The following is a 13,720-nucleotide window of genomic DNA, read 5'->3' on the forward strand; positions in this document are numbered from 1 at the left end:
AGCGGGTTTGCGGCCGCACCGCCCATGCCGATCCGTACCGGATCGCGATCGAAGCCGGTCCAAGGCGCGCGCCCGGCGCGACGTCATCCCCAGGCCCTGCTCTGCCCCTCGCGGATGCGGCCGCCCGCCCCAAACGACGGAGGACCTCCTTCATGGACCCCGCCATCGGCTTCCGCGCGCACGCGCATGGCCCACGCATCGCTTCCCGCTGGCTCTGGCTGGCCCTCCTGGCCGCCGGCTCCGCGGTCGGGACGCAACCACTGCCGCAGCGAATCAACGACAGCGGCCTGGACCTCTGCTACAGCGGCGGTGATTTCACCGCCCTGGTCGCGTGCGACGATCCGGACTGGCCCGGCCAGGACGCCGCCAGTGGCCGCGACCACTCGGCCCTGACGGGCGCCCTGGTCAAGGAGGGCGCCGGCCGCAACGGCTTCGATTTCAGCAAGGTCTCGGCGCGCGGCGACCTGCTGCCGCTGGATGCGGCGGCAGGACCCGGCATGGACGACTGGGCCTGCACGCGCGACAACGTGACGGGCCTGGTCTGGTCGATCGACGGCGCCACCGGCGACTGGCTGCAGGCCCGCCGGGCGGCCGGAATCGCCAATGCCGACGGCGGCCTGTGCGGGCGCTTCGGCTGGCGCCTGCCCAGCGTCAAAGAGCTGCAGCAGCTGGTGGACTACGGTTCGTCGGCACCGGCGATCGATCCGGACTTCCTTCCCGCCACGGCGACGGCCTTCCACTGGACCGGCGAGCGCGCGGCGCGCGAACGCAGCTGGGTCGTCAATTTCCACGGCGGCCAGGTCAACACGCTGGCGCGCCACCGCACGGCGGCCATCCGCCTCGTGACCGGCGGCGAGGCGTTCGGCGCGCTGATCGACAACGGCAACGGCACCGTGACCGACCCGCGCAGCGGGCTGATGTGGGACCAGTGCTCGATCGGCCAGTTCGGCGGCAGCCAGTGCCAGGGCATGCCGCAGGAGATGACCTGGCAGCAGGCGCTGCAGCGCGTGCAGACGCAGAACCAGCAGGCCTGGCGTGGCCACGCCGACTGGCGCCTGCCCAACGTCAAGGAGCTGGCGAGCCTGGCCCGTCGCGACGGTGCCCGGCCGGCGATCGACACGACGCGGTTCCCGAACACACTCGACACCGCGTACTGGACGTCCACCACGAACTGGCACGTCGGACGCATGGCCTGGGCCGTGTTCTTCGGCGAAGGGGCGGTGTTCGCGATGGACAAGACGGCGCTGGCGCGCACGCGGCTGGTCCGCACGGCGTCAGCCGCTGTCGAGGGCCGGCCGCGCGATGCCGTGTTCGCGGACGACCTGGAAGCGCCGCCGCCGCCGGCGCCGCCGCAGGCACTGCCGGTGCTGGCGATCACGACGGCCGGCGGCGCACCGATCGGTCGCGACGACTATGTCGACGCGCAGATGACGCTCGAGGGCGACGGCTTCAACCATGCCGGCGCCTTGCAGATCCGCGGCCGCGGCAACAGCACCTGGCTCATGGACAAGAAGCCCTACCGCGTCAAGCTGGACCAGAAGACACCACTGCTGGGCATGCCCAGCAGCAAGCACTGGGTCCTGCTGGCCAACCACGCCGACAAGACGCTGTTGCGCAACTATGTGGCGTTCGAGGCCGGCCAGCGCCTGGGCATGGCCTGGACGCCGCGGTCGCGCTTCGTCGACGTGCAGCTCAACGGCGCCTACCTCGGCGTCTACCAGCTGACCGAGCAGATCCGCATCGATCGCGACCGCGTGAACATCCCGGAGCTCACGCCCGGGGACATCACCCGGCCGGCCATCTCCGGCGGCTACCTGCTCGAGCTGGACGGCCGGCGCGACTGCGCGCCGTCGGTGCAGTTCGACACGCTCCTGGTGCCGTTCTGCATCGACAACCCGGACGAGGAGACACTGGCGCCGGAGCAGTACGCCTACATCGCCAGCTACGTGCGCAATACCGAGGCGGCGATCTACAGCCCGTACTTCGCCGACCCGGTCAACGGCTACGCGGCCTGGATCGACACCGCGAGCTTCATCGACTGGTACCTGGTGAACGAACTGCTGAAGAACCAGGACGCACGCGACGGCAGCAGCATCTGGAACTTCAAGGATCGCGGCGGCAAGTTCGCGCGCGGTCCGCTGTGGGACTTCGACATCGCGGCGGGCAACCTGTTCCACGGCGTCAAGAACGATCCGTACGGCTGGTGGATACGCGGTGGCCATTGGTACGTGCGCCTGTTCGAGGATCCGGCGTTCCGCGCGGCGGTGCGGGCACGCTGGGACGCGCTCAAGGCCAGCCAGATCGACACGCTGCTGGACGCGATCGACCAGCAGGCCGATGTCTACGGCACGGCGTTCGGCGCCAACTTCGGACCGTGGCCGGTGTTGACCGAGATCCTCTGGCCCAATGCCGTGGTGGCCGGCTCCTACGAAGGCGAGATCGCCTATCTCAAGGACTGGCTCACGCAGCGCATCGCCTGGATGGACGCGAACCTGTAGCCATCGCGCCGCGCACGGTCACGGCGGCGGCGCGGACCCGGCCAGCGTGCTGACCAGCACGCGGTCGGTCTGCCGGTCGGTGCCGACGAAGTAGTCGGCGACGCCGACGTCGACGAAGGCGGACTTGGCGTAGAACGCGATCGCCCGGGCGTTGCGTTCCCATACTTTCAGCCAGAGCGTGGCGCCGCCGAACTGCACGGCGGCGACCGTGCGCACCTCGGCCAGGAGCCGCTGGCTGACACCGCGGCCGTGCCACGGACGGTCGATGTAGAGCCGGTGCAGCTCGATCGGCGCGCGGCCGGCGACGCAGGGCGGCGGCACGGCGCGCCGGACCTGGGCGTAGGCAGCCAGCTGTCCGTCACAGTGCGCCAGCAGCGTGACGACGTGCGGATCGGCCAGTTCGGCGGCCTGCTGCCGCGGCCCGAACGCGGTCGCCAGGTGCAGCGCCAGGTCCTCGGGCCGGTTGTCCTTGCCGTAGGTCTCCTCGAACGTGCGGGCGGCGAAGATCGCCAGGGCGGCCGCATCGACGGCTGTCGCCTGACGGATGCGAAGCGTCGGCAGCACCGCCGTCCCGGGCACGGTCATCGTTTCCATGGGGGTATTCATAGTGTGGTGCGGGTCCCTCGGCACGAAGCGCAGGCACGGCCTGGCGTTCGACCGGTAGCGAAGGAGACAGGCGTGCATGCTGCGCGATCCGCCGCGACGGCGGATCGGCAGAACGCAGTGCCGGCCATCAAGGATCGACCGTGAACGTCACCGGTACGATCAGGGTTGGCTGGTACGGATCGTTGCTGTCGATGCACAGGCTCGCCCGATGCGTACCGGGCGCGAGCTGGCGCGGATCGAGCCGCAGCGTGACCGGCCGCGCGCTGCTGCCGGGCACCTGTCCCGACGCAGGAGCCAGCTGCAGCCACGGCGCCGAGCAGTCGACCGCCGCGCCGCCGATGCGCCCCTCGATGGCGAAGGCGGTATCGTCGAAGGACACGCCGATGACCCCGATCGGCGACCAGCTCGAGACGCCGTAGATCACCGGCGAGATCAGCTGGGCGCCCAGGTCGGCCCGCGTCGCCTGCAGCCAGCGCCAGTGCGCAGCGGTACCGGTCACCGGATTGGCGTAGGTCGGAAACACGCTGAGCCAGTACACGCCGGCCGCCAGGTCCACGCTCTGGCCGGCGGCGGCGAGGTCGAGCGCGATCGTGCCGCCGTCGATCGACACGCCGGCACCGTCGGCCGGCGCGGTGTAGGTCCAGACCGCGGCACCCGGCCGGGTTTCCGGATCGCCGGCCGGCCGGCCGCCGTCGTCCGGATAGATCGCCCAGGTGACCGGCTGGTTCGTCAGCGGCGCCGCCATTGCCAGTCCCGGCGTGCGGATCACCGTCAGCGCGGTGCGCGCACGCAGGCGGAAATCGTTGGCACTGTAGACGCCGCCGTTCTGCGTCGTCGAGCGGCTGGAGCGCACGCCGGCGCCGCCGCTGGCCGGCTGATCCCAGAGCACCGCCGCCTGATGCACGCGGGTCTGTTGCCAGGTCAGGTCGCCGCTGTCGTCGTTGGCGACGACCAGTGTGCGGCTGACGATGCCGTCGCCGATGGACGCGTGCGCCGTGACCGCCGCCGGCAGCGTCGCGATCTGCGGCCGGCCGGTGCCGGCCCGGCGGCCGGAGGCGACGACCGTCAGGTGCTGCGGCGGCGCGCGTCCGCCGACCTCGGTCAGGATCACGCGGCCGAACGCGAGCACGCCGTCCTCGGGCGGCGTCGCGGTGATCGCCAGCACCTGATCGCGACCGGGCGCCGGCGGATCGAAGCCGTCGGCGAACAGCCGATCGGCCACACCGCCGCCGGCCGGTGCGCCGGCCAGCGTGAAGGTGGCCGGCGATACGCCGATCCGCAGACCGGGCGTCTGCGCCTCGACGCTGACGGTCCATTGCCCCGGGTCGGCCAGCGTGCTGCGCAGGCCGCGTACCCAGGTGCAGCTCGGTGCGCAGTCGGTGTCGCGCAGCGACGGCAGATTGAGATCGCGCAGGTCCAGGGCGCCCACGGCCGGATCGGCGGCCAGGAAATGCTCGACGCTCTCGTCGAACACCAGGCCGGCACCGACGGCGGCGGCCACGTCGATGCGCCCGCTGCCGGCCTGATCCCAGGTCCAGGGCCGCGACCAGCTGTCGTCGACGCCGGCGGCCCTGGCGGTCGTCATCAGCGCCGAGGCGATCTCGGGCACGGTCCAGTCCGGATGCAGGCTGCGCAACAGCGCCGCGGCGCCGGCGACGTGCGGCGCCGCCATCGAGGTACCGTCGAGCGTCGCATAGCCGGGTGGCTGGCTGGACGCGGCGAAGATGCGTACGCCGGGCGCCGAGAGATTGGGCTTGGTCAGATCACGGTACGGACCGGGCGTCGGGCCGCGCAGCGAGAACACGCCGAGCGCATCGCCCTGCACCGGCGCGAGATCGGCGCGAACCTCGGCGTTCGCGGCGACATGGGCGGCCAGCGCCTCGCCGGCGGCCAGTGCGATGCCGTAGGCCGGAATCGCCGGCTGGCCCTGGCTCTGCAGATCGGTGGCGCCGAGCGAGGGCGTCGCGCGGATCAGCACGAGCTCGGCACCCGCCGCGAACGCATTGGCGATCTGCGTGGCCGGCGCGCAGCCGGCATTGCGCACCAGCGCGGCCGCACCGAGGAAGTAACCGGGCGGGAACGCCGGCAGGTCGGCCGGCGCGCCTTCCAGACCGGCACTGCAGCCCTCGAACATCGTCGGCTGCGCGTCGTAGTGGCGAATCGCCAGGCTCGATCGCGGCGTCAGGTTCGGCGCATCGCTGGCCTTGTAGAGCTGGATGCCGGCCAGTTCGGCCGGCGCACCGGCATCGGCGACGTCGAGCAGGCCGTCGGCCCAGACGTCGTGCGTGGTCGCGGCCACCGTCGTGACCCACGGCCCGAGGTGATTGACGCGGCCGACCGGATACGGCTGCGACGGCGTCGTGTTACCGGCCGAGGCCGCGACGAAGATGCCGTTGGCAACCAGGTCGAGCTTGACGCGGTCCGGATCGTTCCACGGATCGGTGCCGCCGGCGATCGAGAAATTGAGCGCATCGACGTCGCCGTCGAGCAGGATGTTGTCGAGACTCGCGTAGATGCCCGAGAACGTGCAGCCGAGTCCCGGACAGGCCTTGTAGGCGCGGATGTGCGCGCACGGCGCGACGCCGGAGACCGCGGGCCGCGCGCCGTCGGCCGCGACGAAGCTGCCGGCCGCGGTGGCGGCCGTATGCGTGCCGTGTCCGATCGCGTCGAGCGGCTCGGGACCGTTGCAGCGGCCGTTCTCGTCGGTGCTGCCGCAGTCGACGTGGCTCAGCAGCTTGGCACCGAGCCCGTCGGCCGGACAGCTCGGATCGTCGGCGAAGGACGGGTGATCCGGCGTGATGCCGGTGTCGATCACCGCGACGACCGTGCCCTCGCCGCGGCTGCCCGGTAAGCCCGGCACGGCGAGGCCGTCCCAGACCGCATCGGCGCGGATGAAGGCCGGCGTGCGGAACGTGTCCAGATACTCCACGCCGTCCGGCCGCACGTCGGCGACACCGGGCAGGCCGCGGATACGCTCGGCTTCAGCCGGCGTCAGCTGCGCGGCGATGCCGCTGTGACTGGCCAGGTAGTGATGCGTGACGATCGGCGTACGACCGAGCGCCGCGCGCATCGCCTGCGTGTGGGCACGCTGCCCGGTCACCAGCTCGACGCGCGCCTGCTCGATCGCGGCACCCGTGCGCGGTGCGCCGCCGCCGGGTCGCGACTCGAACAGGCCGGGCTCGGCGTAGCGGATCAGATAGCTGCGCGGCGCGTCGGCGTCGGCCGCGCGTCCGGGCGTCGCGCCGATCGCGGACAGCACCGCGGCGAAGAGCAGCGTCGTTCGAAGGGTGTCACGCACGTGTGGAATTCCCGATCGTGTGGGAGAAGGATGCGGCTCGGCATCGAGCCGCATCCGGAATGCCGCGTCCGCGGCTGACGTCCGGAGAGAAGGCACGGCGCCGCCTCTCCGGCTGTGCGTCAGTCGCGCGGCGCCGCGCGGCAGGCGCCGGGCCCGCCGTCGAAGCCGTCGGCGAACAGGACGTCGTCGCAGACGTCGAACACGCGGCCGTAGACGGCGAAGCCGAAGTCACGCGCGCTGGCGTTGAACTGGTCCGGACACTGGCCGAACGTCGACCAGGCCGTGCAGCCCGCGCTCAGCTGGCCGCCGGGATTGCGCCAGACCGCCGGCTGGTTGTGCTGCACCGTGGTCTGTCCCCACAGGCCGAGCACCGGCGTGGAGATGTCGACGTCGGCGAACGACCAGACCACCCAATAGGTGCCGGGCGCGAGCACGCACGGCGAAGCCAGCCACACGCCGATCTGGTTGGCCGGCTCGCCGAGCACGTAGGCCGGCACACGCGGCGCCAGACAGACGATCTCCTCGCCGGGACGGCCGTTGCCGTCGTCGGCGTGCACGCGCAGGTTGACGTGCGACGGGAACGTGCCGTTGTTGCTGTAGGCGGTGAAGTTGAAACCCGAGACGCGCCAGCCTTCGGCGGCGGTCACGACGAAGTCGTCGGCGCCCTCGGAGGACATGCCGGTCACGACGACCGGCGCGACGACGGTGTTGTTGAACGCGCGCAGCGGCGTATCGGCGATGCCCTGGTCGTACAGGAGCGCGTCGGCGACGATGAAGCTCACCGGCACGGCCACGTCGGGCCGGCGCGGATCGTCGCTGTGCACGCAGATCGACGCTTCGTAGCGGCCGGCCGACAGGCCCGTGCCGTCGAACGTGACGGTGACGTCCTGGCCCGGTGCACCGGCGGCGATCGCGCCGGAGGTCGGCGTCAGCGAGAGCCACGGCACGTCGCCCGGCGCCGCGCAGCCGACGGTCGGCTTGGCCAGCGCGATCGTGCCGACCTGGGTGCCGGGGAAGCCGCCGGTCGGCGGATAGCCGCCGATCGGGGTGGACAGGCCGCTCAGCGGGTCCATCCGGCGCAGCTCGCCGACCATGACGCCACTGGAATTGACGTACGCGGCCGAGTAGTAGAGGACGCCGGTCTGCGGGTCGAACTCCAGGTCCTGGAAGCCGCCCAGTTGCAGGCCGAGCGATTCGATCGGATGCGCCTGGCCGGTCGACTTGTCGATCGCGACGAACATCTGGCCGTACAGGTCGATGCCGTACATCAGGCCGCCCGGCGAGATCGCCAGCGTGTGCACCGAGTACGGCGGGTTGAGACCCGGCCCGGTGATGTCGCCGACCTTGGTCGCGCGGCCGGTGGCGAAGTCGATCGTGTAGAGCTTCGCGAACAGGCCGTCGTTGCTGTTGAGCGCGTAGACCGTGCCGGTCAGCGGGTCCTGCGTCAGGCCGCTCCATGTCCAGCTGTCGCCACCGGAGATCCGGCCCAGCTGCGTGAACGCGCCGGTGGTCACGTCGATGGTGCCGTAGGTGCCGGGCGGGTAGGTCCAGCTGTCGTAGACGATCACGTAGAGCTTGCTGAAGTCGTTGCCGATGAACTGGCTGCCGAAGTACCAGGTGTCGACGTCGGGATTGATGATGCTGAAGGTGCCGCCGGGGTCGGCGCCGTCGAAGCCGAGGAAGCCGGCGATCGGACTGGTGCCGAAGAACGGCAGGCCGCCGGCCGGGGCCAGCGGCCGCTGGCCGGACAGCCACGGCAGGCGCGCGGCGCCGGCGAAAGCGGTAGCCAGCGAGCCGGTGGCCGCCTCGGTGCCGTTCGTCAGCGGCGGCCGGATGTAGCGCTGCGTGCGCGGGAAGTGCGCTGCCGTGCCGCCCGGTGCCTCGCCGAGATTCCAGGCCAGGTCGCGCGCGCCGACGTTGTCGATCGTCAGCGTCTTGACGACGGTCTCGCCCGGTCCGGCGACCGCCGACAGCTCGCCCGGCGCCACCGCGATCGCGGGGACGCCCGCATCGACGTGGACGGTGTTGCCGGCCGCGGTGCCGCCGATCTCGGGCGTGTAGTTCCAGAGGATCGACTTGCCGGGCGCGAGCGACGGCAGCCGGTAGGAGTACTGCGTGTAGAGACCGGCCGGGTCGCCCTGCAGGCCGATGGTGGCGAAGGCGCCGTGGTCGGCTTCGTTACCGAATGCGGTGGCCGCGTACTCGAAGCGGATCGTGTCGCTCCCCTCCTGGAACACCACCTGGAACCGGGCCGCCGTCTCGCTGGCGATATTGGTATTGAGGTCGTTCCACTGAACGATCAGACGCCGGTTGGGCGTCGTGCCGAGCGTTTGCGCGTAGACACCGCCGGGAGCACGGTCCAGGTCGAACCACATCGGCGCGATCACGGTGGGCACCAGCACGCGACCGAAACCGACCTGGACCGGCAGCGGCTCGTTGTAGGCGTAGCCGTAGTCGGGCTTCGAGCCGGCCTGCGGCGAGCGGCAGTCCGGATCGTCGAACAGCACGACGCCGTCGTTGCTGACGCACAGCGCCGAAGACGTGCGTCCGTAGAAGCGCAGCGGGAACGCGCTGTTGTAGGACACCAGGTCCGGCGCGGCGTCGAAGCCGATGCGCGTGCCGGTGGCGGCGATATCGACGAAGCCGGAGGCGCCGGTGTCGACGTAGTCGTAGCGCGGCAGCGTCGAGTAGCCCTTCCAGCTCGCGGTCCGCTGCACGTCGCCGACGGCGACGATCGTGCGCACGCGGCGGTGGCTCTGTCCCGGCGTCAGCGTGATCGGCTCGTAGGCCAGGATCGTGCCGTCCAGGCTGTCCTCCAGCGACTGGTGGGTCAGCGTGGTCGATCCGTTGTTGGTCAGCGTGTAGCACAGCAGCACCTGATCGCCGGTGGTCGCCTCGATCTCGGTCTCGGTGCCGCAGTGGTTGGGATCGCCAGCGAACGCGGCGACGGTCAGCGCGAGCTGCAGCCCGCCGCCGGTCACCGCGGCAGGGGCATGCACGAAGACGTGGGCCGCCGGCGGCGCGGCCTGCAGCGCGCCTCCCGGCAGCAGCAGCGCCTGGCCGACGGCCAGCGCGGCAAGGCGGGCAAACGAGGATCTGTTCATGACGGCGATTCTCCCGAAGTCGAAAAGCGGACTCGGCCGGAGCGTTCCGGCCGCTGTGGCGACGCGAGGGGACCGCCGCGCACGGCACGCCCCGGAGCGGCGCGGCCGGCAGGTGGTCGAAGCGGAGAACGTGCACGATCGGCTCGCCGCGTGCCGCCGCCGGCGAATGCAGGCGGCGGACCCGGCGGCCCTCGGAAGTGCGCGCGTCACGTCCCCGCGCATGGCCGGATAGACGTCTATCCGCCTATCCGTCGTTGTCCCTTGTGCTGCACAATGTCGGCATGTCACCGGGAAGTAAAATATTAAAAACATGCCTGCCCCATCAGGAAATCGAATGACCCTGACCCTCAGGCAGCTGCGCTACGCCCAGGCGGCGGCGCGCTACGGCAACGTGACGACGGCGGCCAAGGTGCTACACGTGTCGCAGCCGTCGGTGTCGATGGCGATCACCCAGATCGAGGACCATTTCGGCAAACCGGTGTTCGTGCGCCAGCGCGGCTCGGGCGTCTCGCTGACCGCGTTCGGCCACGTGGTCATGGCCAAGGCACGCCAGCTGCTGGCCGACGCCGAGGCGCTGGAGACGCTCGGCGATGCCGACAGCGGACTGCGCGGGGAACTGGTGCTCGGCTGCTTCGAGGACCTCGCGCCGTACTGCGTGCCTTCCATCCTGGCGCGACTGCGCCGGCGCTGCCCGGCGATCGACGTGGTCGTGCGCGAGGAGGGCTTCGACACGCTCGGCCGCCACCTGGACGACGGCGCGACGGACCTGGCGATCAGCTACGACCTCGGCCTGCCGGCGAGCGCCACGGCGACCATCCTCTGCGAGCTGGCGCCGCAGGCGCTGCTGCCGTCGGACCATCCGCTGGCCGCGCGCGAGACCGTGACGATGGCCGAACTCGGCGGCGAACCGCTGATCCTGACCGACCAGGCGCAGAGCTGGCAGCACGTGCTGGAGCTGTTCCATCTGTGCAACGTGCGGCCCACGCAGGCGATCCGCACCGGCTCGTTCGAACTGCAGCGCGCGATGGTCGCCAACGGCCTCGGCGTGGCGCTGGCGTACTCGCGCCCCTACGGCGACTTCAGCTACGACGGCCGCCCGCTGGTGCGGCGGCCGATCGCCGACCCGCTGCCGTTGCAGCGGATCGTGATCGCACAGAAGGCACGCAATGCGCTGGCGGCGATCCAGATGGTCTTCGTCGAGGAGACCAAGCGCTGGTTCGACGAGGTCTGGCCGACGATCCACGCCGACCGCCCGGGCCGCTCCGGCGCGGCGAAACGCTAGCGCGTTTCATGGACGTTGAGGTGAGTTGAGGTGAGCTGCGTTGCGCCGCCGCGTCGTTCCGGCAAGGCGCCCGTCGCCGCCTTGGGGGGTGCCCAAGGCAAGATGGGCAACGCGGCCGGGGCGGCGCGGCGGCGCAACCCGTCGGGAAGGCCCCTGGCGCGGCGCCCGGCGGCGTTGCAACCCTTGGCCAGACGGCCAACCGGATCACCGCGCCAGAGGCCTTCGCACCCAGCTCGACGTCCATGACACGCGCTAGCAGTCCGGCGGCGGTCCGGCGGCGCCGGACACCGGCACCTGACGCCCGCTGATCAGGCAGAACCCGACGATGCCGGCGACGATCAGCAGCGCGCCGCCGAGCGCTGCCCCGCTCGGCCAGGCCTCGCCGAGGAACAGCACGCCGAGCAGCGTCGCGAACAGCAGTTCGGTGGCCTGCATCGCCTCGACCGCGGCGAGCGCCGTGGGATCGGTGCGCACCTGCTCGGTCGCGGCGAAGAACAGCACCGTCGCGATCACGCCCGAGGTCACGGCGACGCCGGCGGCCGACAGCGTCTGCGTCGCCGACGGCGGACCGGCCTGCTGCCAGCCCCAGACGGCCAGCGCCAGCCAGGCCGGGAGGCTCATCACCGTCATGCCGAACACGCGCTGCAGCGTGCCCAGCGTCGTGCCGGTGCGCTCCAGGTGCAGCAGGATCATCCGGTTGCCGAGCGGATAGGCGAAGGCCGACACGACGACGCAGCCGAGCGCGATCCAGCCGGCACGGTCCAGCCGCCCGTCGGCATGCGCCAGTTGCAGCAGCAGCACGCCGGCGACCACCACCAGTCCGACCGCGAAGGCCGGCAGCGGGATGCGGCGACGTGCGTCGTCGTAGATCAGCGGCGACATCAGCATGCCGGCGATCACCGTGACCTGGAAGCTGCCGGCCACCAGCCAGGACGGTCCGCTGGCCGCGGCATAGGTCAGGCAGGCGCAGAACACGCCGAAGCCGACCAGGCTCCACAGCAGCCACACCCCGGCGTGGCGGACCAGTGCGCGCGGCAGTGCGCCGAGGCCGCCGGCGAACGGCAGCACCGCGGCCAGCAGCGGCAGCGTGATCAGGTAGCGCAAGGCGGCGGTCCACGCCCAATGGCCGCCGCTGGTGGCGGCGACGCGGTTCAACACGTAGGTGAACGTGAAGAACAGCGCGGAGACCAGGGCGACCAGGATCGCCGCGAGTGCCCGGCGGCGCGTCACGGCGTACGCGCCCGGCGGCTGCCGCGCAGGCGCTCGATCGGGAAGCTGGCCAGGTCGCCGCCCCGCGTGCGGCGCGGCTGCCCGGGCTCCGGCGCGAAGGCCTGCGCGTAGATGACCTCGTAGGTGGCCGGCAGGCGGCCCTCGACGCGGAAGGCCTCGTAGGCCTCGATCGCACGGCGCAGGCGTGTCTTGCCGGTCAGTGCGCGGCTGCGTGCGGTATCGGCATTGGTCGCGCCGATCGCGCGCAGTTCGTGCATCAGCGTGAGCGCGTCGGCGTAGGTCAGCGTGAAGACGTCGCGTTCGAGGACCGGGTCGCGGAAGCCCGCGGCGAGCAGACCGTCGCCGACGGTCTGCAGGTCCAGGAACCGGCTGACGTGCGGCTGGTCGTCGACCGCCGAGAACGCCGCGCGCAGCTCGCCGAGCGTCTCCGGCCCGAACGTGCTGAACAGCAGCAGCCCGCCGGGCCTGAGCACGCGGCGGAACTCGTCGTGGACGGCGGCGAGGTCGCTGCTCCATTGCAGGCACAGGTTCGAATAGATCAGGTCGAAGCTCGCATCGGCGAACGGCAGCGCCTGGGCGTCACCGGCCACGCGTGCGAACGGCCGCAGCCAGCCGGCATGGCGGCGCGCGGCCTGCAGCATCGGCAGGGCGATGTCCATCGCGACCACCTGCGCCTTGCCGTAGCGCCGGCGCAGCTGCGCGGTGCCGCGGCCGGTCCCGCAGCCGACGTCGAGCACCTGTCGCGGTGTGAGCGGCAGGTGGTCCAGGCGTTCCTGCAAGCGCAGCTCGACCTCGGCCTGCAGCACGGCATGGGCTTCGTAGCTGGCGGCGGCGCGGCCGAAGGCCTTGCGCACGTGCGCGCTGTCGAACGGTGCGCCGTCCGGGCCGCTCATGCCGCGGCCTCTGTGCCGAGGAAGGCGTCGACCGCGTCGGCGACCGCCTCGGCATGGCTGAGGAAGGGCGCGTGACCGGCGGCCAGTTCCAGGTAGTGCCCGCCGGGCGCGTGCTCGGCCGCCCAGCGCATCGCGCCGGCCGGGATCAGGCGGTCGCGCCGGCCGGCGATCCACAGGCTCGGCACCGTGAGCGTCGCCAGTTCGGCGCGCAGGTCGGTGGTATCGAGGATCGCCAGGCCGTCGCAGAGCACGGCCGCATCCGGCTCGCCGCGCGCGAACACCTGCTGGCGCAACGCGCGCAGTTCGCTCTGCGCCTCGGGCGAACCGAGCGTCTCCAGCACCAGGAAGCGCTCGATCGTCGCGTGATAGGACGTGCCCAATCCGTCGGCGAAGGCACGGAACGTCTCGGCGCCCACGCCGTGCGGCCAGTCCGCGCCGACGACGAAGCGCGGGCTGGCGGCGATCGCGACCAGTGCACGCACGTGGCCGGGCCGGTCGAGCGCGCCGCGCAGCGCGACCAGGCCGCCGAGCGACCAGCCGAGCCACGCCGCCGGCGGCGTGGCCGCGGCGATCGCGTGCGCGCAGGCGGCCGGATCGAGCGCGCCGGGCGCGTAGTCGCGGCTGGCGCCGTGACCGGGCAGGTCCACCAGGTGCAGCGTGTACCGCGCGGCCAGCGCCGCGACCAGCGGCGCGAAGATGCCGCTGTGCATGGCCCAGCCGTGGATCAGGACGAGGTCCGGGCCGCGGCCCGTGGTTTGGATATGCATGAGGGCCATGGTCAGGGCAGATCGGCAGCCAGGGGCCGCGAC

Annotated in this window: 8 protein-coding genes; 2 read left to right on the plus strand and 6 right to left on the minus strand. The window is 71.9% G+C overall.

From position 1 onward, the window contains the following. Window positions 1–152 precede the first annotated feature (152 nt). Window positions 153–2,498 carry an Lcl domain-containing protein gene (locus tag I596_RS17025; protein WP_067650716.1) on the plus strand — a complete coding sequence of 782 codons (2,346 nt, stop codon included), beginning with the start codon at window positions 153–155 and terminating at the stop codon, window positions 2,496–2,498. 18 nt (window positions 2,499–2,516) lie between these two features. On the opposite strand, the gene I596_RS17030 is transcribed toward I596_RS17025, so the two are convergent. From I596_RS17030 to I596_RS18840, 3 genes are all read right to left on the minus strand, one after another. Continuing rightward, entirely contained in the window at window positions 2,517–3,092 is a 576-nt protein-coding gene (locus tag I596_RS17030; protein WP_190278938.1) for a GNAT family N-acetyltransferase, read from the minus strand. A 139-nt stretch (window positions 3,093–3,231) separates the two neighbouring features. Beyond that, entirely contained in the window at window positions 3,232–6,402 is a 3,171-nt protein-coding gene (locus I596_RS19175; protein WP_067650717.1) for a S8 family serine peptidase, read from the minus strand. A 119-nt stretch (window positions 6,403–6,521) separates the two neighbouring features. Continuing rightward, window positions 6,522–9,506: a hypothetical protein gene (locus I596_RS18840; RefSeq protein WP_067650720.1), complete on the minus strand. Its 2,985-nt coding sequence runs from the start codon at window positions 9,504–9,506 to the stop codon at window positions 6,522–6,524. Window positions 9,507–9,840: 334 nt separating this feature from the next. Here I596_RS18840 and I596_RS17045 point away from each other — a divergent pair, with 334 nt between their 5' ends. Continuing rightward, on the plus strand, window positions 9,841–10,788 hold the full coding sequence (locus I596_RS17045; RefSeq protein WP_067650723.1) for a LysR family transcriptional regulator: 948 nt from the start codon (window positions 9,841–9,843) through the stop codon (window positions 10,786–10,788). A 252-nt stretch (window positions 10,789–11,040) separates the two neighbouring features. Here I596_RS17045 and I596_RS17050 read toward each other — a convergent pair whose 3' ends face one another. The 3 genes from I596_RS17050 to bioH are packed head-to-tail and all read right to left on the minus strand — an operon-like array spanning window position 11,041 to window position 13,678. Next, on the minus strand, window positions 11,041–12,018 hold the full coding sequence (locus tag I596_RS17050; protein ID WP_067650725.1) for a multidrug resistance efflux transporter family protein: 978 nt from the start codon (window positions 12,016–12,018) through the stop codon (window positions 11,041–11,043). Continuing rightward, window positions 12,015–12,911 carry a malonyl-ACP O-methyltransferase BioC gene (gene bioC / locus I596_RS17055; protein WP_067650728.1) on the minus strand — a complete coding sequence of 299 codons (897 nt, stop codon included), beginning with the start codon at window positions 12,909–12,911 and terminating at the stop codon, window positions 12,015–12,017. The genes I596_RS17050 and bioC overlap by 4 nt, the downstream gene beginning before the upstream one ends. After that, a complete protein-coding gene (gene bioH / locus I596_RS17060) occupies window positions 12,908–13,678 on the minus strand; it encodes a pimeloyl-ACP methyl ester esterase BioH (RefSeq protein ID WP_067652219.1) in 771 nt (256 codons plus the stop codon). The genes bioC and bioH overlap by 4 nt, the downstream gene beginning before the upstream one ends. Window positions 13,679–13,720 lie beyond the last annotated feature (42 nt).

Source organism: Dokdonella koreensis DS-123 (genome assembly GCF_001632775.1).
Lineage (GTDB): Bacteria > Pseudomonadota > Gammaproteobacteria > Xanthomonadales > Rhodanobacteraceae > Dokdonella > Dokdonella koreensis.